The organism is Pseudomonas sp. LBUM1664 (genome assembly GCF_059695895.1).
Genome location: NZ_CP166791.1, coordinates 42,132 through 62,890 on the forward strand (window position 1 = coordinate 42,132; position 20,759 = coordinate 62,890).

The 20,759-nt window shown below is 60.3% G+C and carries 18 protein-coding genes; 6 read left to right on the forward strand and 12 right to left on the reverse strand.

What is annotated here, in order from left to right; translation table 11 throughout:
- The first annotated feature begins 40 nt into the window (after nt 1–40).
- A complete protein-coding gene (locus ACA047_RS00195) occupies nt 41–1,654 on the forward strand; it encodes an EAL domain-containing protein (protein ID WP_497355594.1) in 1,614 nt (537 codons plus the stop codon).
- 6 nt (nt 1,655–1,660) lie between these two features.
- Here ACA047_RS00195 and ACA047_RS00200 read toward each other — a convergent pair whose 3' ends face one another.
- Complete coding sequence (locus ACA047_RS00200) at nt 1,661–3,451, reverse strand: ATP-binding protein (protein WP_497355596.1); 1,791 nt, start codon at nt 3,449–3,451, stop codon at nt 1,661–1,663.
- A gap of 10 nt (nt 3,452–3,461) precedes the next feature.
- On the reverse strand, nt 3,462–4,808 hold the full coding sequence (gene algB, locus ACA047_RS00205; RefSeq protein WP_497355598.1) for a sigma-54-dependent response regulator transcription factor AlgB: 1,347 nt from the start codon (nt 4,806–4,808) through the stop codon (nt 3,462–3,464).
- Nucleotides 4,809–5,243: 435 nt separating this feature from the next.
- Between algB and ACA047_RS00210 the strand changes: the two genes are divergently transcribed.
- The 5 genes from ACA047_RS00210 (at nt 5,244) to ACA047_RS00230 (ending at nt 9,657) form a co-directional block, all read left to right on the forward strand.
- Nucleotides 5,244–5,531, forward strand: coding sequence for a hypothetical protein (locus ACA047_RS00210; protein ID WP_497355600.1), 288 nt, complete (start codon nt 5,244–5,246; stop codon nt 5,529–5,531).
- Nucleotides 5,532–5,609: 78 nt separating this feature from the next.
- Nucleotides 5,610–5,774 (forward strand): DUF1328 domain-containing protein, encoded by a 165-nt coding sequence (locus ACA047_RS00215; protein ID WP_003177151.1) that lies wholly within the window; start codon nt 5,610–5,612, stop codon nt 5,772–5,774.
- A gap of 2 nt (nt 5,775–5,776) precedes the next feature.
- Nucleotides 5,777–6,241 (forward strand): inhibitor of vertebrate lysozyme family protein, encoded by a 465-nt coding sequence (locus ACA047_RS00220; protein WP_497355602.1) that lies wholly within the window; start codon nt 5,777–5,779, stop codon nt 6,239–6,241.
- 701 nt (nt 6,242–6,942) lie between these two features.
- Nucleotides 6,943–8,274: a glutamate/aspartate:proton symporter GltP gene (gene gltP, locus ACA047_RS00225; RefSeq protein ID WP_497355603.1), complete on the forward strand. Its 1,332-nt coding sequence runs from the start codon at nt 6,943–6,945 to the stop codon at nt 8,272–8,274.
- Nucleotides 8,275–8,427: 153 nt separating this feature from the next.
- A complete protein-coding gene (locus ACA047_RS00230; RefSeq protein ID WP_497355604.1) occupies nt 8,428–9,657 on the forward strand; it encodes a nucleoside recognition domain-containing protein in 1,230 nt (409 codons plus the stop codon).
- 40 nt (nt 9,658–9,697) lie between these two features.
- Here the strand turns inward: ACA047_RS00230 and ACA047_RS00235 are convergent, their stop codons facing one another.
- From ACA047_RS00235 to ACA047_RS00280, 10 genes are all read right to left on the reverse strand, one after another.
- Entirely contained in the window at nt 9,698–10,333 is a 636-nt protein-coding gene (locus tag ACA047_RS00235; RefSeq protein ID WP_497355606.1) for an ABC-type transport auxiliary lipoprotein family protein, read from the reverse strand.
- Nucleotides 10,330–11,268 carry an MlaD family protein gene (locus tag ACA047_RS00240; RefSeq protein WP_497355608.1) on the reverse strand — a complete coding sequence of 313 codons (939 nt, stop codon included), beginning with the start codon at nt 11,266–11,268 and terminating at the stop codon, nt 10,330–10,332. The genes ACA047_RS00235 and ACA047_RS00240 overlap by 4 nt, the downstream gene beginning before the upstream one ends.
- Nucleotide 11,269: 1 nt before the next feature.
- Nucleotides 11,270–12,076: an ABC transporter ATP-binding protein gene (locus ACA047_RS00245; protein ID WP_497355610.1), complete on the reverse strand. Its 807-nt coding sequence runs from the start codon at nt 12,074–12,076 to the stop codon at nt 11,270–11,272.
- Nucleotides 12,070–13,218 (reverse strand): ABC transporter permease, encoded by a 1,149-nt coding sequence (locus tag ACA047_RS00250; RefSeq protein ID WP_497355612.1) that lies wholly within the window; start codon nt 13,216–13,218, stop codon nt 12,070–12,072. The genes ACA047_RS00245 and ACA047_RS00250 overlap by 7 nt, the downstream gene beginning before the upstream one ends.
- Nucleotides 13,219–13,271: 53 nt before the next feature.
- A complete protein-coding gene (locus tag ACA047_RS00255) occupies nt 13,272–14,300 on the reverse strand; it encodes a DUF5924 family protein (protein WP_497355613.1) in 1,029 nt (342 codons plus the stop codon).
- A 193-nt stretch (nt 14,301–14,493) separates the two neighbouring features.
- Nucleotides 14,494–15,867, reverse strand: coding sequence for a M16 family metallopeptidase (locus ACA047_RS00260; protein WP_497355615.1), 1,374 nt, complete (start codon nt 15,865–15,867; stop codon nt 14,494–14,496).
- Nucleotides 15,868–16,064: 197 nt separating this feature from the next.
- Nucleotides 16,065–17,723 (reverse strand): Na/Pi cotransporter family protein, encoded by a 1,659-nt coding sequence (locus ACA047_RS00265; protein ID WP_497355617.1) that lies wholly within the window; start codon nt 17,721–17,723, stop codon nt 16,065–16,067.
- A gap of 238 nt (nt 17,724–17,961) precedes the next feature.
- The gene (locus ACA047_RS00270) at nt 17,962–18,729 is read right to left on the reverse strand and encodes a TerC family protein (RefSeq protein WP_497355619.1); all 768 of its coding nucleotides are present in this window, start codon (nt 18,727–18,729) and stop codon (nt 17,962–17,964) included.
- 76 nt (nt 18,730–18,805) lie between these two features.
- A complete protein-coding gene (locus tag ACA047_RS00275) occupies nt 18,806–20,113 on the reverse strand; it encodes a CitMHS family transporter (protein WP_003177163.1) in 1,308 nt (435 codons plus the stop codon).
- 249 nt (nt 20,114–20,362) lie between these two features.
- Nucleotides 20,363–20,701 (reverse strand): DOPA 4,5-dioxygenase family protein, encoded by a 339-nt coding sequence (locus ACA047_RS00280; RefSeq protein WP_497355621.1) that lies wholly within the window; start codon nt 20,699–20,701, stop codon nt 20,363–20,365.
- Nucleotides 20,702–20,759: the final 58 nt, after the last annotated feature.

Below are 20,759 nucleotides of genomic sequence, written 5' to 3' on the forward strand. Positions count from 1 at the left end.
CAGAAGCTATAACTCATTGGTAACTTTCGGATTACCAACGATGACGGTTGCTCGCGACACCCTGCACAGCTGGCTCCATCGCCCCCTTTTCCTGGCGATGATGGCGGCTGCCTTGAGTACGGTGTTGTTGCTGGCGGGGAGTCTGTGCGTGGTGGCGCAGCAGATCCAGCAGCGCGAAAGCGACCAGATGAATGCTCAGGGCGAGCGCTTTCTACATCGGCTGGAGCAACTCTTCGGGCAACTGCGCGAAAGCCTCGACGACCTGCAAAACCAGCCGTTGCGTGGGTGCGGCGATGACATGATCGCGACATTGCGCCAGGTCAGCTTCAACTACCGCTTCGTCTACGAGGCGGCGTATATCGATAGCAGCGGCGTCTGCTCCAATCGTCCACGCCAGAGCGGATTGTCGGTGACCCGCCCGCCTGACATCCGGGGGCCAATCTACAGTTACTGGCTCAACACCACCACTGAACCCGACGAAAACCGCGCCGTGTTAATGCTGGGAAGCGGCAACTTTCGGGTCGCCACCTCTCGCGGGCATTTGACCGATGTGGTCGACTTGCCGCCGGGCAGCAGCTTGCTGGTGGTCTTGAATAACGGTGAGCGAGCCATTCCCGTGCTGGGGATTGACCAATATTGGCCACCGACGGAGCCCTGGTCAGCAAAAAGCCACAATGCCTTGCAGGTGACGAAGACCCAGCTGATCTATCGGATGCTAACCGACAGCCCGGAATATCAACTGGTGCTGATCGCTCAGCGCAACGGTTTTCACATTCCGGCCAATGCCTGGTGGATGCTGCCCGTCAGCCTGGTATTGGGCCTGGGGATTGGGTTCCAGGTATTTCTGCTGGCGCGCCAGCGTCAGTCCATGGACGCTGAGCTGCACGGGGCTATCCATCGCGGTGAGTTACAGGTGCTGTACCAGCCGATCTTCGATCTGCGCAGCCGCAACTGCGTCGGTGCTGAAGCCTTGCTGCGCTGGCGACGACCGGATGGCACCCTGACCAGCCCGGACCTGTTCATACCGATGGCCGAGAACACCGGACAGATCCGCCAGATCACTGATTTCGTGCTGCAGCGGCTGTTTGACCAGTTGGGCCAGCTATTGCGGGCCAATCCACATTTGTACATCTCGGTGAACCTGGCGGCGTGTGATGTGATGGTGCCGCGCATTGGCGAAGTGATCGCCCGCCTGCTGGCGCTGCATCGGGTGTCGGCGCGCCAGATTGCCTTTGAAGTGACCGAGCGCGGGCTGGTCGATGTCTTGGTCGCCCGGGATAACCTGCAATCGCTGCGCGACGTCGGGCATCAGGTTCTGATCGACGATTTCGGCACCGGCTATTGCAGCCTGGCGTACCTACAAACCCTGCCGGTGGACTGCCTGAAAATCGACAAGGCTTTCATCGACGCTCTCGGCCACGATGCCGCCAGCAGCGGCGTGGCCCCGCACATCATTCGCATGGCCCACGCGTTGCAGCTCAAGGTGATTGCCGAAGGCATCGAGCATGAAGCCCAGGCGTTATACCTGAGCAGTGAAGGGGTGAAGTTCGGCCAGGGTTGGCTATTTGCTCATGCGCTCAGTGCGGTGCAGCTCATCGAACTGATCACGCGCGGGCGGCGCCTGCTCGGCAGACGCCGGGACGACGAAGCCTGAGTCGTCTCAGACCGCCAGCGCCATATAGAACTGCGTGCCCTGCCCCGGCCTGGAATAAACGCCCATGCGCCCACCGTGTAGCTGGACGATCTCCTTGCACAGCGCCAAGCCGAGACCCGCGCCGCCCTTCTTGCGTCCGACCTGGACGAAAGGTTCGAAGATCCTTCCCTGTTGGCCATAGGCAATGCCTTCACCGTTGTCTTCGACGCTGATGATCACCCGCTCGCCGTGGCGCCGGGCCTGCAGGCGGATCTGGCCGTCGTCGCCGGTGTGACGCATGGCATTGTCGATGAGGTTATCCAGTACTCGGTCCAGCTGCGCCTCGTCAGCATGCAAGCGCGGCAGTGGGCCCTGGATCGCCACGAGCAATTCGATACCCTGGGCCTGGGCCTGGTCGGCAAACCGCAGCCGGGCTGCTTCCAGCAAATCTTCGATGGAACAAGGCGCCAGGGTCAGCTTTTGCAGGCCGTTCTGGTAGCGAGAGAAGTTCAGCAGGTCATTGATGAGCTGCATCAGGCGCTGCATTTCTTCAGTGACGGTGTTGAGCAGGTCGGCCTCGCGGGACTCTTTTGAGAAATGCAGGCGCTCCTGCAACAGGCCGAATGCCATGTGCATGCCCGTCACCGGTGTGCGCAGCTCGTGGGAAGCGCGCAACACGAACTCACTGCGTACGCGTTCGAAAGCGCGCTGTTCGGTGACGTCGTGCAACACCATTACGGCCCCGAGGATATGCCCTTGGGTATGGCAGACGGGCGTGAGGCTGTAAGTCAGCAAGCGTGACTCTCCATCCACCTCGATGCTCAGATCGTCCGGTGCCCGGTCCTGTGTTCCACCGCGAAGCACCAGTTGCAGTTCTTCATCCAGTTCAAGGCGTCCCAGTGCCTCACCCAATCCCAGGCCCAGGCGCTCTTCATCCCAGCCCAATTGACGCTGGGCCACTGGGTTGAGGTGTTCCAGGCGGCCTTGGCGGTCGATCATCAGCAAGCCGTCGTCGATGCTGTCGAGCACCGCTTGCAAGCGTTGCTGGCCTGCGAGCAGTTCATCGACGTTGGTGGCCTGATGCTCACGCAAGGCCTGGGCCATGATGCCGAACCGGCGGGTCAGCAGATTCAACTCGGCGGCGGAGGAAATCGGTAACGTCACCTCAAAATTGCCTTGGCCGATGTTATCCGCCGCGGCCGCCAGCGCCTCGATCGGGGCTCCGAATCGCCGGGCGATACCATGGGCTGTGATGAAACCGATGATTAGCACCGCCAGTCCGACCAGCCCCAGCAGTCCGGAAATCAACAGTGCGCGTTCGCGGGCGCGGTTCTGGGTTTCGCTGATGTTATTCAAGGCGTGCCGGTACCCTTCGATCAGGCCATTGCGCAGCACGTTGAATTTTTCGGTGAGGTCCTGGATGCCTGTGAGCTGGGCCGGCTGCTGGCGAGACGCTGCAAAGGCTTGCAGAAACTCCATATAGTCGGCTTTGGCCTTGCTGAAGCTGATTGCCGAATCATTCAGCCCCGGTTCGTGGGCAATGCCCTCTTCGATCAACGCCAGGTATTGCTGCTTGGACGCTTCCAGCGCAGCCAGGTCGGGCTGGTCGTCGAGCATGATGATCAGCTGGTCGCCAAGGGTCTGGCGCAGCTTGAGGCCCAGGTCCAGCAGGATGAAGTTGTCGCGTACCGATTGTTCCTGGGTGTTGGCCATCTGCATGACGCTGACCAGGCCGAGCACCAACCCCAGCAACGCCACGGTGATCAGGGCCGAGATACTGAGAAACAGTCGTGTGCGCAGCTTCATCGCCAGTTTCATAAGGTACCGCTCACAGGTTGTACTGCTTGCGTTTGCGATACAGCGTGGACGCATCGATACCCAAGGTCTTGGCCGCCTGGTCCAAGGTGTCGGCCGTGGCCAGCACCGCGCCGATGTGGGCCTTCTCCAATTCATCGAGGCTCAGTGCGGCGCCGATTCGCGGCGCATTGTTGATCGGCTGCTCGGCCATCCCCAAGTGACTGATTTCGACTTTTTCCTGAGGGCAGATAATGCTGGCGCGCTCGACCACGTTACGCAGTTCCCGGATATTGCCTGGCCAGCGATAGCCTAGCAGCGCTTCGCGAGCCTCGTCGCTAAAGCCACGGGCTGGGCGGGCGTATTCCTTGACGAAGCGCGCCAGGAAGCGGTCGGCCAAGGTCAGGATGTCTTCAGTGCGCTCGCGCAGTGGCGGTAGATGCAGGGTAATGACATTCAGGCGATACAGCAGGTCTTCACGAAAACGCCCGTCGCGCACCATGTCTTCGAGGTTGAGGTTAGTGGCCGCGAGAATGCGTACATCGGCACGGCGGGTGACCGGGTCACCGACTCGTTCGTATTCCTTGTCCTGAATAAATCTCAGCAGCTTTGGCTGTAATGTGAGGGGAAAATCGCCAATCTCGTCGAGAAACAGCGTTCCGCCGTCGGCCTGGTTGACCCGTCCCAGGGTGCTCTCGCTGGCGCCGGTGAACGCGCCACGGCTGTGGCCGAACAGTTCGCTTTCCATCAATTCAGCGGTCAGCGACGGGCAGTTGATGGTGACGCAAGACTTTTTAGCGCGCTTGCTCCAACCATGGATGGCCCGGGCCAACTCACCCTTACCGGTGCCGGACTCGCCGAGGATCAGGATGTTGGCGTCGGTGCTGGCGACCTGGCGGGCGGTTTCAAGAACAACCTTCATCGCCGGGCTGTGGGAATCGAGGCCGTCCTTGGGTTTGCGCACTTCCCCTTCGAGGGCTTCCAGCCTGGCCGACAGCTGACGCACTTCCAGTTGCTTGGCGGTCGCCAGGCGCAATTGATCCGGACTGCAAGGCTTGACCAGATAATCGGCGGCGCCGGCCTGGATCGCGTCGACGGCGGTGTCCACGGCCGAGTGCGCCGTGACGATCACGACTCGCATCCACGGTGCCTGAATACGCATCTGTGCCAGGACATCGAGACCGTTGTCCTCTCCCAGGCGCAGGTCGAGAAAACACAGGTCGAACACCTGCCGTTGCAGCAGGGTATCGGCCTGGGCGGCGCTGTTGGCGGTAGCGACGGTATAGCCTTCGTCTTCCAGGCAGTAACGGAACGTACGCAGGATGGCGGACTCATCGTCTACCAGCAGAATGCGGCCTTGGTTCTCAGTGGCGGATTCCATTTTTCCTACGCTCCTTTAATGAATGATGTTGGTTAGTGTCAGAAAAATCGGGCAAGTTGCATGGTCAATTCTGAGGGGATATTAACCACCGAGAGGGCCCGTGTGGACTTCTGACTCCTAAAAGATTGATTTGATTTCCTTTTTTTATTGTTGGCCCGCGTCAGACGGTTCACTACGCCCATTCCGACATTCGGTGGCAGTGGGCAATTCAAAAAAAATCTAACGTCCCCTTCCCTCCGTTCGTGCATTACGCACGACTCCCAGCAGGGCCATCGTGCAGGATGCGCCCTCGGTGTTTCATGTAGACATGATAACTATTTGATTTTAAATAGTTTTTTCTGAAACGGTTTCTGGCATGCCGGCTGCAATAGTCTGATCAACGTGGCGTGATAGCGCCTCAACCAGATCACCACTCGGGTGGGGAGGAATTCCAGGATGAATCGTCAAAGTACCGCCCGGTTTCGGATCTCCTCCCTGCCTATTCAGCAGGGTTTGTGGGCAGTTGTAGCGCTGCTGATCACCCTTGTGGCGGGCCAGCAATTGCTTCTCTGGTACCAGGGCCAACAGCCCGAGGCGCAACAGGTGACGATTCATCGCGCCCCTCAGACCCATTTCAGCGCTGTCAGCAGCATTGCTGAAGCTTCTGCTTCGATGCGAATGATGGACGTCGATCAGGCTCAGCCCATGACCGACATGCCCCGTCAGCAGCGCTGGGTGTTTTAACCCGATGAGCGGGTGCCTGGCGCACCGCACCATCACCGTCAGATCCAAACTAAATAGAAAAGCGTAAGGAGAATCACCATGTTGAGTTGGGCAATTACTTTCCTGATCATTGCCATCATCGCCGCCGTACTGGGCTTTGGTGGTATCGCAGGCACTGCCACGGGTATCGCCAAGATTCTCTTTGTCGTATTCCTGGTGATGTTCATTGCTTCGTTCTTCTTTGGCCGTCGCGGTCGAGGCTGACCATGAGCGTTTCATTTAAAGGACTGGTCGCCGCCCTATTGCTGGGCGGCAGTACCATCGCGATGGCTGCCAATGACGGACAAATGCGGGCCAACCAGTTGCTTGAGGCTGACCCGCAGTACCGCGAGACCTGGCAGCACGTCGTGAAAAAGGAAGAACGCCTGCCGGAATGGGTGATGAACCTGTCAGGCGATTCGCAACAGATGAACGCTGTAGTGGAAGATGGCGATAAGTATCTGGTTGGGCCGTTGTGCGAAACCCAAGCGACGTGCCGCAACAAACGCCTGATCGTCGCGTTCAGTTTTGATAAGGATGAGGCTTACGCCATGTTGGTTGAGGTCCCCGCCGGACTGCCGGCCGACAAGTCGCCGACCCGTCACGCGGACTACCGTTTCCTCGGCAAACCCGATGAAGGTATGCAAAAACTGTTAATGGAGCAGCTCAAGAAAGATCCCAACTGGTATTGAGCGCTGAAAACGAGAAAAGCAGCCCTGCTTTTCTCTTCTGCACAGCCCGAGGAGGGCCGATGCATGACCAGGGGGCCGGGACGTTCTGACTGTTAGAGTCGGAGTGACCTACGGGCACAGGGGGTGCCTGCGAAAGGGCCGGGTCAGGTAAAAGCTGCGACGCAAGTTCGCAAAGTCACGAAGGCTTGGCGAACTTGCGTAGGGCTTGTACTTCAAAAGGCTTGTGCCAGAGCGGCTTGTTCCTCGCACGCTGTAGCCAAGCGGTCGAACCGACTTATCCCCGTCCCCAATCTATTGCATTCCCTGCACAGGACCGTATATCGGAGAACGCCTGCGCTATCTCTTCTCTGGACCACGCCTGGATTCGTCCCCGTTTCATCGGTTTCCCAAGCTTGCCCAAAAAGCAAAACTACGCTGAAATGGCCGGCTGACGGCACTTATGCCTGCTAAAATGTCGCATTCGAACCGGTTGGGATGCGCGTTTGGCTTGGAAAACCTCATGCCGATTCGGCATAGGGTAGGCGTTTACGGCATTAGACGAGCCCACCTCGCGTCGCAATAGTTGCGCCTTTTTTCGCCTGCCAGTAAGCCGCCAGCGCGCGCTCGGGGTGACCTTATACGGGGGCAGAGGCACGAATTCGTATCGCCCTCGGCGTTCATTCGTGCAACTGCCCAAGTCCAATTGAAGTAAGGGTAATGATATGAAGAAGGCAAAACTAAGCCTCGCCTGGCAGATCCTCATCGGTCTGGTGCTCGGGATTGCACTTGGAGCGCTGCTTAACCATTTCAGTGCCGAGAAGGCCTGGTGGATCAGCAACGTGCTGCAACCGGCGGGCGATATCTTTATCCGTCTGATCAAGATGATCGTGATCCCGATCGTGATTTCTTCGCTGATCGTCGGCATTGCCGGTGTCGGAGATGCCAAGAAGCTCGGGCGTATCGGCCTCAAGACCATTCTTTACTTCGAAATCGTCACCACCATCGCCATTGTCGTCGGTTTAGTGCTGGCCAACTTCTTCCAGCCAGGCAACGGTATCGACATGAGCACCCTGGGGACGGTAGACATCTCCAAGTACCAGGCCACGGCCGCCGAAGTCCAGCATGAACATGCGTTCGTGCAGACCATTCTCAATCTGATCCCGTCGAACATCTTCGCAGCGGTTGCTCGTGGCGAGATGCTGCCGATCATTTTCTTCTCTGTACTGTTCGGCCTGGGTCTGTCCAGCCTGCAATCGGACCTGCGCGAACCGCTGGTGAAAATGTTCCAGGGCGTGTCGGAAAGCATGTTCAAAGTCACCCACATGATCATGCAGTACGCCCCGATCGGCGTTTTCGCACTGATCGCGGTGACGGTCGCCAACTTCGGTTTCGCGTCCCTGCTGCCGCTGGCGAAACTGGTGATCCTGGTTTACGTGGCCATCCTCTTCTTCGCCTTCGTGGTGCTGGGGCTGATCGCGCGCCTGTTCGGCTTCTCAGTGCTCAAGCTGATGCGCATCTTCAAGGATGAGCTGGTACTGGCTTACTCCACCGCCAGTTCCGAGACCGTGCTGCCGCGTGTGATCGAGAAGATGGAAGCCTACGGCGCACCGAAGGCGATTTGCAGCTTCGTGGTGCCCACCGGTTATTCGTTCAACCTCGACGGCTCGACCCTGTACCAGAGCATCGCGGCGATTTTCATCGCCCAGTTGTATGGCATCGATCTGTCCATCAGCCAGCAATTGTTGCTGGTCCTGACCTTGATGGTGACCTCCAAAGGCATCGCCGGCGTACCGGGCGTGTCGTTCGTGGTGCTGCTGGCCACCTTGGGCAGTGTTGGCATTCCGCTGGAAGGTTTGGCCTTCATCGCCGGTGTCGACCGCATCATGGACATGGCCCGTACCGCGCTGAACGTCATCGGCAACGCCTTGGCCGTGCTGGTCATTGCCCGTTGGGAAGGCATGTACGACGATGCCAAGGGCCAGCGCTACTGGAACTCCCTGCCGCACTGGCGCAGCAAAGAGCCGCTGCCGGCGGGTGAAACGTCCAGCCATTGATAAATGCCTTGAGGCCGCCATCGCGAGCAAGCTCGGCTCCCACAAGGATCTTTGTGATCTCTTGGAGCAACAAACAAACCCCGGAGAAATCCGGGGTTTGTCGTTTCTGCCAGCCCCGTTATCATTCGCGGCATCTTCCGGGGGATTTAACCGATGCTCAATGGCCTGTGGCTTAGCTTCTTTATCGTGGCAGCCGTGTCGGCGCTGGCGCAGTGGCTGGTCGGCGGTAACACCGGGATCTTCGCCGCGATGGTGGAAAGCATTTTCGCCATGGCCAAGTTGTCGGTGGAGGTGATGGTCCTGCTGTTCGGCACCTTGACCTTGTGGTTGGGGTTTCTGCGGATCGCCGAAAAGGCCGGTATCGTCGATTGGTTGGCCAAGGCTCTGGGCCCGTTGTTTTTGCGGCTGATGCCAGAAGTGCCGGCGGGCCATCCGGCTATCGGCCTGATTACCCTCAACTTCGCTGCCAATGGCCTGGGGTTGGACAACGCTGCCACCCCCATCGGCCTGAAGGCCATGCGCGCCCTGCAGGATTTGAACCCCAGCCCGACCATCGCCAGCAATGCGCAGATCCTCTTCCTGGTGCTCAACGCTTCGTCGCTGACACTGCTGCCGGTGACAATCTTCATGTACCGCGCCCAGCAAGGCGCGCCGGACCCGACCCTGGTGTTCCTGCCGATCCTGCTCGCCACCAGTTGCTCGACCCTGGTAGGGCTGCTGTCGGTGGCCTTCATGCAGCGCCTGCGTCTGTGGGACCCGGTGGTGCTGGCTTATCTGATTCCGGGTGCGTTGGCCCTGGGCGGCTTCATGGCGCTGTTGGCGACGCTCTCGGCCACGGCACTGGCGGGCCTGTCGTCGATCCTCGGCAACTTGACGCTGTTCGGCTTGATCATCCTGTTCCTGGTGATAGGCGCACTGCGCAAGGTCAAGGTGTATGAAGCGTTCGTCGAAGGCGCCAAGGAGGGTTTCGACGTTGCCAAGAACCTGCTGCCATACCTGGTGGCGATGCTGTGCGCCGTCGGTGTGCTACGCGCCTCGGGGGCGCTGGATTTCGGCCTGGACGGTATTCGGCACTTGGTGCAATGGGCCGGCTGGGACACGCGTTTCGTCGATGCTTTGCCGACCGCCATGGTCAAGCCGTTCTCCGGCAGCGCCGCCCGGGCGATGCTGATCGAAACCATGAAGACTTCCGGGGTGGACAGCTTTCCGGCCCTGGTGGCAGCGACCGTCCAGGGCAGCACCGAAACCACTTTTTATGTGCTGGCGGTGTACTTCGGCGCCGTGGGCATCCAGCGGGCGCGGCATGCGGTGGGCTGCGCACTGCTGGCGGAACTGGCCGGCGTCCTGGGGGCGATCGGGGTTTGTTACTGGTTCTTTGGCTGAACCCAAATCCCCTGGCCCCCCGATTTGACCGGGCGGGTCTTCAGGGGTGGGCCGGCGTTGCGAAGCGCTGGCCTTGCTCCACCGTCCAGTTCACCACTTCGGCCGTCAGTCGATCAGCGGCCTGGCCAAAACCGTCCACCACGGCCGGCACCTTCACGTCGCTTAACGGCTGGCGCACTTCAAAACGGCGACTGGCGAGTACGCGTTGGTCGAACCCTCGTACCAGCAGCGCATCCAGGCGAATCACCACGCTGGCCGCGGCGCCTTGGTATTCGGTCTGGAAGGCCTGCAATTGGCCGTCCAACTCCAGGTCAGCCTGCAAGTTGCTGTCGGTGACACTCAACAACCCGACGCGTCCATCCTGGGTGAAGCCATCGAGCAAGCGGTTGCGCAACAACACCGGTGCCGGGTCGCTCCAGCGTGAGGCGGCGTAACTGCTGAGCATATTGCCTTGGGGAATGACCGCGATTTTCGGGCTGTTGAGCACCTCGCTGGCCTGTGGGCTGGCCAGGCGCAATGACCAGCTCACCGGCGCGCCAGGGGAGGCCGGCACCTGAGCGGCGGGCAGGCGATAGACATTCGAGGGTTCGGTTTCGGGCAGAATCGAGCAACCGCCCATCAGGATTAATCCTGCCAGCAAGAGGATAGCGCGGGCCAATCGATTACACGGCTTCATGGCGTGAACTCCTTGTTCTTGTCAGTGCCCAGCAAATAGCCGCTGGGGTTTGCCTCCAGTCGCCGGGAAATACCGCGCAATGCGCTCAGGGTTTCCCGCAGCTCACGCACCGCAGGCGCCAGGGCATTGAGCCCCTGCATGCCGTTATTCAGCGAGTCGCGGTTGTCGTTGAGCAGTTTGTCCAGGGTCGCCGTGCTGCGGGCCAGGGACTGCATGGCCTGCCCGGCGCTGCCCAATGCCAGCTTGCCTTGATCGTTGAGCAAGCCATTGGCGTTGCGCATCAATGCCGTCGTCTGTTCAAGGGTGGCGCTGGCCTGTTTGCCGATGGACGCCAGTTGTTGCATGGCCTGGCGAATGTCGCCGCGCTGCTCGGCAATGACTCCGGTGGTTTGCTCCAAGTGTTCAAGGGTTTTGCTCAGGCGCTGGACGTTGTCCGGGGAAAACACTTCATTGGCGTTGTGCAGCAGCAGGTTGATGTTGGTCATTAAGTCATTGCTGTTGTTCAGCAAGCGGGCGATAGGCGAGGGGGCGGCGATAATCACCGGCGGTTCACCACCGTGTCCTGTCAGCGGCGGGCTTTGGGGGGTGCCGCCGCTGAGCTGGATAATCGAGGAACCGGTGATACCGGTCAGCGCCAGTTTGGCCTGAGTGTCCTGCTTGACCGGTGTTTCACCGCTCAAGCGCACCCGCGCCAGTACCCGACGTGGGTCGTTCGGGTCCAGACGCAGATTGACCACATCGCCGACCTTGATGCCGCTGTACTCCACCGCGCTGCCCCTGGACAACCCGCTGACGGCCTCGTTGAACACCACTTCGTAATCCTTGAACTCGCTGTCCACGTTGGACTTGGTCAGCCACAGACCAAACAGCAGGGCGCCGACCACCATGACCACGGTGAACAGGCCGATCAATACATGATGGGCTCGGGTTTCCATGTCAGACCTCGTTGAACTGTGTAGCGGCCGATAACGCCGCGCGGCCGCGAGGGCCATGGAAGTATTCGTGAATCCAGGCATCGTCGGTTTCCGACACCTTGTCGATGACATCGGCCACCAGCACTTTTTTCTGGGACAGCACCGCCACCCGGTCGGTGATGGTGTAGAGGGTGTCCAGGTCATGGGTGACCAGGAACACGCTCAAGCCCAGGGCATCGCGCAGCGTCAGGATCAATTGGTCGAACGCCGCTGCCCCGATAGGATCGAGGCCGGCGGTGGGTTCGTCGAGAAACAGGATGTCCGGGTCCAGGGCCAGCGCCCGGGCCAAGGCTGCTCGCTTGATCATGCCGCCGGACAGCGAGGCGGGGTATTTGTCCGCGGCCGATAGCGGTAGCCCGGCCAACGCCAGTTTCACCGCGGCCAGATGCTCGGCATCGGCACGGCTGAGCCCGGCGTGTTCGATCAGTGGCAGGGCAACATTTTCTGTCACGGTCAGGGAAGAAAACAGCGCGCCTTTCTGAAACAGCACGCCAAAGCGACGCTCCACCTGCGAGCGTTGCGCCTGGGTCAGGCTCGGCAAATCCTGGCCGAACACCCGCACTGAACCCTCGCTGGGCCGGCGCAAACCGACGATGCTGCGCAACAGCACTGATTTGCCACTGCCGGAGCCGCCGACCACGGCGAGAATTTCGCCCTTGTACACGTCCAGGTCGAGGTTTTCATGCACGCTCTGTCGGCCAAAGCGGTTACACAGGCCACGCACTTGAATCACCGCCTCGGTGGGTGGTGGGGAGGGTCGGCTCACCATTGGATCTCCATGAAAAACAGCGCGGCCACGGCATCGAGCACAATCACCACGAAAATCGACTGCACGACGCTGGATGTGGTGTGAGCCCCGACCGATTCGGCGCTGCCACTGACCTTGAAGCCTTCCAGGCAACCCACGGCAGCGATCAGAAAGGCAAAGATCGGCGCCTTGACCATCCCCACCACGAAATGCTGCACGCCGATGTCCGACTGCAACAGCGTCAGGAACATGGCAGGGGAAATATCCAGCGACAGGGCGCATACGACACCGCCACCGACAATGCCCGAGAGCATGGCCACAAAGGTCAGCATCGGCAGCGACACCAACAGCGCCAGCACTCGCGGCAGCACCAGCAACTCGATGGGATCGAGGCCAAGGGTACGGATCGCGTCGATTTCTTCGTTGGCTTTCATGGAGCCGATTTGCGCAGTGAACGCGCTGGCGGTGCGACCGGCCATGAGGATCGCCGTCAGCAACACGCCGAATTCGCGCAGAAACGAGAACGCCACCAGGTCTACGGTGTAAATGCTGGCGCCGAAATCGGCCAGCACTGTCGCCCCGAGAAAGGCCACCACAGCGCCCACCAGGAAAGTCAGCAAGGCGACGATAGGGGCCGCGTCCAGGCCGGTCTGTTCGATGTGAACGACCATCGGTGTTATGCGCCAGCGTTTGGGGTGAAACAAGCCTCGGGCCAGGGTTTCCAGGATCAAGCCGACAAAACCCAGCAATTGCAGGGTGTCCTGCCAGACCCTCTCCACGGCGCGGCCGATGCGCGTCAGCAGCTGAGTCACGACGCTCACTGCCGGCTCCTTGACCGGTACGCAGAAGTCCGTCAGCGAGCAATAGACCGTCTGCAACAGCGCTCGCTCGGCGGCCGGCAACTGGCAATCGGGGTGTTCGGCGGTCTTGCCCAGCCGCTCGGAGCCCAGCAGTTCTACCAGCAACGAGGCCCCGGCGGTGTCGAGGGCAGCGAGGCCGTTGAGGTCGATCAGGGTGTGTTCGTCGTGCTGGCCGCGCAGCGAATCGATCACGCGCTTGAGCTGTGTGTAATGGGCCAGCGTCCAGTCGCCGCTGACCCATAGCTGCGCCGGAGAGCGAGACGTATCCAGTCGGGCACTGCCAATGTGGGTGCTAGGGGTCATAAGCGCCATGCTCGTTCGGCTTCAAACAGTGCTACCTGATAGCACGACCACACTTATTTTGCTTCAGGCGTAGCGGCAGCGCTCACATTGAAACGCAAAACGCCAATCATCTGGCCATTTTCCGTCAGCACCCGTACCTGCCATTTGCCCGTCGGGTCGTCCGGGAAGTTCTGCTTGTGGGTCCAGGCGCGATAGCCTTCCTTGCGTCCACCATGAATGTCTAGGGCGATACGGTCGACTTCTTTGCCGTTGAACTGCCAGACGTGATAGATCCGCTCATCGAGCCCGCGCGGCGCGTTGATGGCGGTGTAGGCGTACAAACCGTTGCTGCGGATCTGGGCAGCGCTGACTTCTTTCAGGCTGGCGCCCGGCGTGCGGTCCTCCAGTTGAGTGCTGATCGCCACTTCGGTCATCCACAGCGTGGCCGGTGGCACCCAGGAGCGCAGCACCCAGCCGGCGGCGCCAATCCCCAAGGTGATGCACAAAATGGCCAGCGCGTTGCGCACGGTGCGGATCGGAAAAATCGAGGCCAGGCTCGGGAACGACAAGAGCATGGCAGTGACTATTGCCAGCTTGTAGCTCTGGTCTGTGGTCAGGTGCAGGATGACCGGCAACGCGGTGAGCAGGGCCGCGAACAGCGTCAGCGTATGCAACGCCAGGAACGCCCAGCGCCGGGGCGCCAGCCATTTGTAGTACAGCGGATCAGTGATCGAGACCAGCGCCGCCGCACCGAGCAGTCCGGTGAAAATCAGTTGGCTGCTGTTCCAGGTGGTGGTGATGAAGAAGAACGGCAGAACGAAAAACAGGCTTTCCTGGTGAATCATTTGCGTGGCGTAACGCAACAGCGGCTGGGGTATTTCCCGTTTGAAGATCCGGGTAAACAGCCGGGTCATGCTGTTTTCCACCATCAACCACAGCCAGCTCACCAGCATCATGATGGCGATCCAGGTCGCCAGGCCCTGCTGGCGGTCCACCAGCATGAAACTGCCGACCCCCGAGATGAAACCACCGAGCGCAATGACCCCTGGATAGCGCTTCATCAATTCAAGGATGCGCTGGATGTAATGAGTCAGGTTCGGCATTCGGCAGTTCACAGTAAGTCGTAGGAAATATCCTTGACAGAGTATCGTCAGGACAACGGTGTGACGAGCGCTCTTGTGGCGAGGGGGTTATCCCCCTGGGCTGTGTATGTCCTGTGCTGCCGATGGCTGCGATCTTTCGCTTGAGATTCAATTGTCTGGGGAAAGATCGCAGCCTCGTTGCATTCGGCAGCTCCTACGCCCTGCGGTGTAAATGCCAGCCTGCCAATACCAGTAGCAACGCCAGCAAACCGCCCAGCCCCCACATGAGTCCATCATCGCTGAACAACGGTTTCTCGATGCGCAGGTAGCCGGGGTCTTTGAGCAGTTCGCGCAGGGCCTGGTTGGCCTGTTCCAGGCTTACCCCTTGCAAGCGGACGGCCGGGTTGGCGAAGCGGCCGTCTTCGTAATCGCCAAGGGCTCCCCAGTAGTAATCGGCCAGTGCGCTGTTACCTTGAACGGCCCAGGACTGATGCGCGATGGCTGCTCGTTTGATGCGCACGAAACTCTCGGGGTCCAAGCCATCCTTGAGCAATGCCTTACGCAATTCTTCGAGGGCTTGTTCGGCTTGCGGCAGGTCTTCGCGGGCCAGGTCCGCGTTCAGGCTGAAGAAGCCGACGCCGCCGAACACTTCCCGCTCCACCCACGGCCCATAGGACAGGCTGCGGGCCAGGCGCAGCTGGCGATAAAGCGCCCAGTCCAGATAATCCTTGAGCAGGTCGAAGGTTTCGTCGTGTTGCTGTTCCAGCATCGGCTCCGGGAACAGCCAATGAAGCTTGGCGCCATTGCCGACCAAACCGCGAACCAGATTGCGCTTGGTGACCGCGCTGTAGCGGATCTGCGGCAGCGCCTCGTGAGCAGTGGGCTCGACCGGTTCGAGCTCGCCAAAGGTGCGTTCCAGATAGGCCGGCAGTAATCGGTCGAGATCGCCGACCACGATCAGCGTCATGTTGTTCGGCGCGTACCAGGCGTTGCGCACTTGCTCGATCCGGGCGAGGGTGAGGCGCTCGACCTCGGCCCGTTCCGTGCAGCGCAGGCCCAACTCCACCGCCAGTTGATTACTGGCCTTGTGGCTCAGGTCCTGACGGTCGAGCCAGCGTTGCAGGTGGGTGTAGTGGCCGCCGTCCTCGCGCTCGACCACCCGTTTGGCCGCGTCCAGGGCTTTGGCGTCGATGTGGGTGCGGGTCAACAGCGCCAGCAGCAGGTCCAGGACCTTGCGTTGATTGCTCGCCGGCGCCTCGATGACGAACGTGGTGTCGGCGTTGCTCGTGTAGGCGTTCCACTCGCCGCCCAACGCCTGCATGCGCTCTTCCAGGCCGCCTTCGCCGCTGTCATCGACACCACTGAACAGCAAATGCTCGAGCAGATGCGGCAGTTCCTTGTCGGCGCAGCTGAAGTCGTCCAGGCCCACGCCCACCACCAGCCGGATCGCCACATGCCCGCGTTCACTGCCGGGCTTGAGCAACAGCTGCATACCGTTGGGCAACGTATAACCTTCGACCTGGAATCGATCCAGGGCACCCACAGGCAGCGAACCGAGCAAAAGAACGGCGAATAACAGACAACGCATAACGGGCTTCCTGGCGGCTGAGGGATCCATGAGCCTGGCACTCGTCATCGTCGGATCGCCGCCCGGAGCGGGCTTGCTCCCACATTGAAACTGCGCGGATGTCATTCAGGGCGCTGTAGGAGTGGCGGCGATCCGACTCGTTCGCGAATTCTTTCAAGCCCAGGCCAATGTTACTGACTGACCAATTCGCCAGTCGTTCAAGGCGAATGGGTGATGTCAGACATTTCATCGACCGCCAGCGCGCCGATCTCGGACGTCTCCAGCACCACGTAGGCGCTGCCGCAGAACAGCGAATTGAGGCGTCTCATGTCGGCAATCAGCTCCAGGTGCAGGGAACTGGTCTCGAGACTTTGCACGACCTTGCGCTGCAGACGACTGACATGGGCATGGGCCATTCGCCGTTCCTGCGCCCGAAAGCGCCGTTTTTCACGCAGTAACTGACGGGCGCTTTCCCGATCGGCACTCAGAAACACCGACAGCCCTAGCCGAAGGTTGGCGATCAACTGGCTGTGCAGCCCCGCCAACTCTTCCAGGCCCACATCGGAAAAGGAGCGGCGTTGCGAGGTTTTCTGCTGCTGGACTTTGCGCAGCATGCGTTCGATGAGGTCGCTGGCCAGCTTCAGATTGATCGCAAGCTCGATGATTTCCGCCCAGCGGCGGCTGTCTTGTTCGCTGAGGTCCTCACGGGGCATTTGCGCCAGATACAACTTGATGGTGCTGCACAGCGCCTCGACGTCATCGCTCATGCGCCGTACTTCCTGGGTGACCGCCGATTGCTGACCGCGCAGCACGTCCAGCATGGCTTCGAGCATATTTTCGATCAGATCGCCGATGCGCAAGGTTTCCCGGGCGGCGTTTGCCAGTGCCAGGCTCGGCGTGACGAGGGCGGTGAGGTCCAGGTGCCGGGGCTTGGCCGTGCCGTTGGTTTCCGGGCGGTCTGGCAGTAGCCAGGCACAGAGTTTTGCCATCGTGCCGACGCTGGGCAGCAGCACCAGGCAACGAACGCTGTTGTAGAACAGGTGGAAACCAATGACCGTTTCCTGGGGGCTGAAATCCAGGCTATCCAGCCAGCCCACCAGTGGATCGAGTACCGGAATGATCAGCAGCAGGCCGATCAGCTTGTACAACAGGCTGCCCAGCGCCACCTGACGTCCGGCGGCGTTCTGCATGCTGGTGCTGAGAAAGGCCAGCACGCCGCTGCCGATGTTGGCACCGATCACCAGGCCGATGGCCACCGGCAGGCTGATCACCGCCGCGCCCGCCAGTGTCGCGGTGAGCAGCACGGCAGCCAGGCTGGAATAGGAGATCATCGCGAACAGCGCCCCGACCAACGCATCGAGCAGGAGGTCGCCGGTCAGCGAGGCAAAGATCACTTTCACACCCTGAGCCTGGGTGATAGGTGCGGCGGCCTCGACGATCAATTGCAACGCCAGGATGATCAGGCCCAGGCCGATGCCGACCCGGCCCATTTGCCCGACGCGGGTCTGTTTGCGCGACAGGAAAAAGATCACCCCGAGGAAAATCAGCAACGGCGACAACCAGGACAGGTCCAGGGTCAGCACCCGCGCCATCAGCGCGGTGCCGACATCGGCGCCGAGCATGGTCGCCAGGGCAGGGGTCAGCGCCATCAGGCCCTGGCCGACAAACGAGGTGACGAGCATGGCCGTGGCGTTGCTGCTCTGGACCATGGCCGTGACCATGATACCGGCGACGAACGCCAGCCAGCGCCGGGACATGTTCTGGCCAATGACATGACGCAGGTTCGAGCCATAGACCCGCAAGATGCCGGTACGGACGATGTGCGTGCCCCAGATCAGCAGGGCCACGGCGGAGAGCAGATTCAGCAGGGTCAGCATAAGGAGCCCCCTGTTAGCGTCCCAAAGGGACAAATTGACAGTGCCACATAGTTTTTCGTTGTACTTAAGCTGTAGTTGGCTAACGGTTCGGGCGCCAGCATTGCACAGCTAAAGAATTGTTTGAAACAAAACTGTCATAAAAACCCACTCGCCAAAAGACACCACGAAATCTGACTAATTTTTATCCAGGCATGAAAAAGGGGCTCCAAGAGCCCCTTCATTCACTGCCCCGCAACCATCACTGGCCCGGAATATCCTTGCGCAGTTTCACCGGATCCTGCTGCTTGCGCTTGCGTGCAATCGCGATGCGCATCTTGATGTTGATGGCTTCCACCGCGAGGGAGAACGCCATGGCGAAGTAGACGTAGCCTTTTGGTACATGCACGCCGAACGATTCGGCGATCAACACGGTACCGACCACCAGCAGGAACGACAGCGCCAGCATCTTCAGCGACGGGTGCTTGTCGATGAACTCGCTGATGGTGCCTGCAGCCAGCATCATCACCAGCACGGCGACGATGATCGCCGCCACCATCACCGGCACATGGGACACCATGCCGACAGCGGTAATGACCGAGTCCAGGGAGAACACGATGTCGATGATCGCGATCTGGATGATGGTGTAGAGGAAGTTGCCGCCCTTGCCCGAAGGTTCGTCGTTGGTTTCATCTTCGCCTTCCAGCGCGTGGTACATCTCCTGGGAGCTTTTCCACAACAGGAACAGGCCACCGAAGAACAGGATCAGGTCACGACCGGAGATGCCCTGGCCGAACACTTCGAACAAATCGGCGGTCAGGCGCATAACCCAGGTGATGGACAGCAGCAACAGGATCCGTGTGACCATGGCCAGGGCCAGGCCGAAGATCCGGGTGCGCGCCTGCATGTGCTTGGGCATGCGGCTGACCAGGATCGAGATCATGATGATGTTGTCGATGCCCAGGACGATTTCCAGGGCGGTCAGGGTAAAGAAGGCAACCCAGATTTCCGGGTTGGTCAGCCATTCCATGTGAATTCCTTTGAGCGAGTGTTAGGCCGCGCCGCACCTTCGGTTATCTATCAGGGCGACGCAGCGGGTATTGCTTTTATAGAGTGCTGAACAGCGGAAAAATCCCCATCAGCAAGGCGGCGAACATTATGCACAGGCAAACCAGTACTGCCCACTTCAAGGTGAAGCGCTGGTGATCGCCAAATTCGATCCCGGCCAGCGCTACCAGCAGGTAAGTGGACGGAACCAGCGGGCTCAACAGGTGGACGGGCTGGCCGACGATCGAGGCACGGGCCATTTCAACGGCCGTGATCCCGTAATGGCTGGCTGCTTCAGCGAGAACCGGTAACACCCCGTAATAAAATGCGTCGTTCGACATGAAGAACGTGAACGGCATGCTCGCCAAGGCGGTAATCACCGCCAGGTACGGGCCGAGGAAGTCCGGGATCACCGCCAGCAGGCTTTTGGACATGGCGTCGACCATGCCGGTGCCGGACAGGATACCGGTAAAGATACCCGCCGCGAAAATCAGCCCGACCACCGCCAATACGCTACCGGCGTGAGCCGCAACGCGGTCCTTCTGCTGTTGCAGGCAAGGGTAGTTGACGATCATCGCGATACTGAAGGCCACCATGAACAGCACGGGCAGCGGCAACAGACCGGCGATTAGGGTGCACATCAGGCCCAGGGTCAACGCGCCGTTGAACCAGATCAACTTCGGACGACGGGCATCCGGAAACTGGGAAACGCTGATTTCGCTGTGGTCGATTTCATCACCTGCCAGGTGCAACTCGCCCAGGCGCGCACGCTCGCGTTTGCCGTACATGTAGGCGATCACCAGAATCGCCACCACACCAGCTGCCATCGCAGGAATCATCGGAACGAAGATGTCGGATGGATCGACATGCAGCGCGCTGGCCGCACGGGCAGTCGGGCCGCCCCAGGGGGTCATGTTCATCACGCCACCGGCGAGGATGATCAGGCCAGCCATGATGCGTGGGCTCATGCCAATGCGGCTGTAGAGCGGCAGCATGGCGGCCACGCAGATCATGTAAGTGGTCGCGCCGTCACCATCGAGGGAAACGACGAGCGCCAGAACGGCGGTGCCGACCGAAACTTTCAACGGGTCGCCCTTGACCAGTTTGAGGATCTTGCGCACGGCCGGGTCGAACAGGCCGGAGTCGATCATCAGGGCAAAATAGAGAATCGCGAACATCAGCATCACCCCGGTCGGGGCGAGCTTGGTGATGCCTTCGAGCATCATTGGGCCGATCTTCGGCGCAAAGCCACCGAACAGGGCGAACAGGATCGGGATGATGATCAGGGCGATCAGCGCGGACAGGCGCTTGGTCATGATCAGGAACATGAACGTGATGACCATGGCAAAGCCAAGGAAAGTCAGCATAGGAAATACTCCAGGCGTGGCGCGGCGGGCAAAGGCGAACCGGACAGGTCAGCGCAGGATGCAAAGCACGGGACGGACGGATGGAGTTGACGCGACGGGAGAGGTAGCAGCGGACATCAGAATCACCATTGTTGTTGTTAAAAGGGCCAAACGAGCCTTCGAAACTCGCTTCTGGCCACCGGTCTTTTGCCGGTAGTGGGGCGATCCTAATCGCGCAAGCTTTCAGCCAGCTTTCGCCACAGGGGACAATCAGGTTTTTGCTGCAAACCCCGAAAGATCCAGCTGCCGCACCGCCCCCATCCAGATCGCATGGTCGGAGTGGTCCGTCAGGTCATCGCCGGTATCGGGGTGCATGAAAATAACCAGGCCTTTGCGATTCAGGGCCAGCCACGGCAAGACCACGCCGATGTACTGCGGGTCGAACGCCAGTTGGCAGCTCCAGTCCGGGTGCGGGCCGACCGGGCGTTGGTGGACGCGGCCCATTTTCAGCGGGAACAGTTTTGACGCTTCCTCGCACAGCGCCCGCGCCTGGTCGATGGTGTTGGCATCGAAGTACACGTGGGCGTGGTAGCCCTTGATCCGCTGCATTTGTCACTCCTCGAAAACAGGCCGAACCCTCGTCGTTTTCCGCGGGTCAGAGGCCTTA

Bases quoted from the DNA above. Each gene is read 5' to 3' on its own strand.
- ACA047_RS00195 (WP_497355594.1), top strand. From the start codon at position 41: ATGACGGTTGCTCGCGACACCCTGCACAGCTGGCTCCATCGCCCCCTT.
- ACA047_RS00200 (WP_497355596.1), bottom strand. From the start codon at position 3,451: ATGAAACTGGCGATGAAGCTGCGCACACGACTGTTTCTCAGTATCTCG.
- algB (WP_497355598.1), bottom strand. From the start codon at position 4,808: ATGGAATCCGCCACTGAGAACCAAGGCCGCATTCTGCTGGTAGACGAT.
- ACA047_RS00210 (WP_497355600.1), top strand. From the start codon at position 5,244: ATGAATCGTCAAAGTACCGCCCGGTTTCGGATCTCCTCCCTGCCTATT.
- ACA047_RS00215 (WP_003177151.1), top strand. From the start codon at position 5,610: ATGTTGAGTTGGGCAATTACTTTCCTGATCATTGCCATCATCGCCGCC.
- ACA047_RS00220 (WP_497355602.1), top strand. From the start codon at position 5,777: ATGAGCGTTTCATTTAAAGGACTGGTCGCCGCCCTATTGCTGGGCGGC.
- gltP (WP_497355603.1), top strand. From the start codon at position 6,943: ATGAAGAAGGCAAAACTAAGCCTCGCCTGGCAGATCCTCATCGGTCTG.
- ACA047_RS00230 (WP_497355604.1), top strand. From the start codon at position 8,428: ATGCTCAATGGCCTGTGGCTTAGCTTCTTTATCGTGGCAGCCGTGTCG.
- ACA047_RS00235 (WP_497355606.1), bottom strand. From the start codon at position 10,333: ATGAAGCCGTGTAATCGATTGGCCCGCGCTATCCTCTTGCTGGCAGGA.
- ACA047_RS00240 (WP_497355608.1), bottom strand. From the start codon at position 11,268: ATGGAAACCCGAGCCCATCATGTATTGATCGGCCTGTTCACCGTGGTC.
- ACA047_RS00245 (WP_497355610.1), bottom strand. From the start codon at position 12,076: ATGGTGAGCCGACCCTCCCCACCACCCACCGAGGCGGTGATTCAAGTG.
- ACA047_RS00250 (WP_497355612.1), bottom strand. From the start codon at position 13,218: ATGACCCCTAGCACCCACATTGGCAGTGCCCGACTGGATACGTCTCGC.
- ACA047_RS00255 (WP_497355613.1), bottom strand. From the start codon at position 14,300: ATGCCGAACCTGACTCATTACATCCAGCGCATCCTTGAATTGATGAAG.
- ACA047_RS00260 (WP_497355615.1), bottom strand. From the start codon at position 15,867: ATGCGTTGTCTGTTATTCGCCGTTCTTTTGCTCGGTTCGCTGCCTGTG.
- ACA047_RS00265 (WP_497355617.1), bottom strand. From the start codon at position 17,723: ATGCTGACCCTGCTGAATCTGCTCTCCGCCGTGGCCCTGCTGATCTGG.
- ACA047_RS00270 (WP_497355619.1), bottom strand. From the start codon at position 18,729: ATGGAATGGCTGACCAACCCGGAAATCTGGGTTGCCTTCTTTACCCTG.
- ACA047_RS00275 (WP_003177163.1), bottom strand. From the start codon at position 20,113: ATGCTGACTTTCCTTGGCTTTGCCATGGTCATCACGTTCATGTTCCTG.
- ACA047_RS00280 (WP_497355621.1), bottom strand. From the start codon at position 20,701: ATGCAGCGGATCAAGGGCTACCACGCCCACGTGTACTTCGATGCCAAC.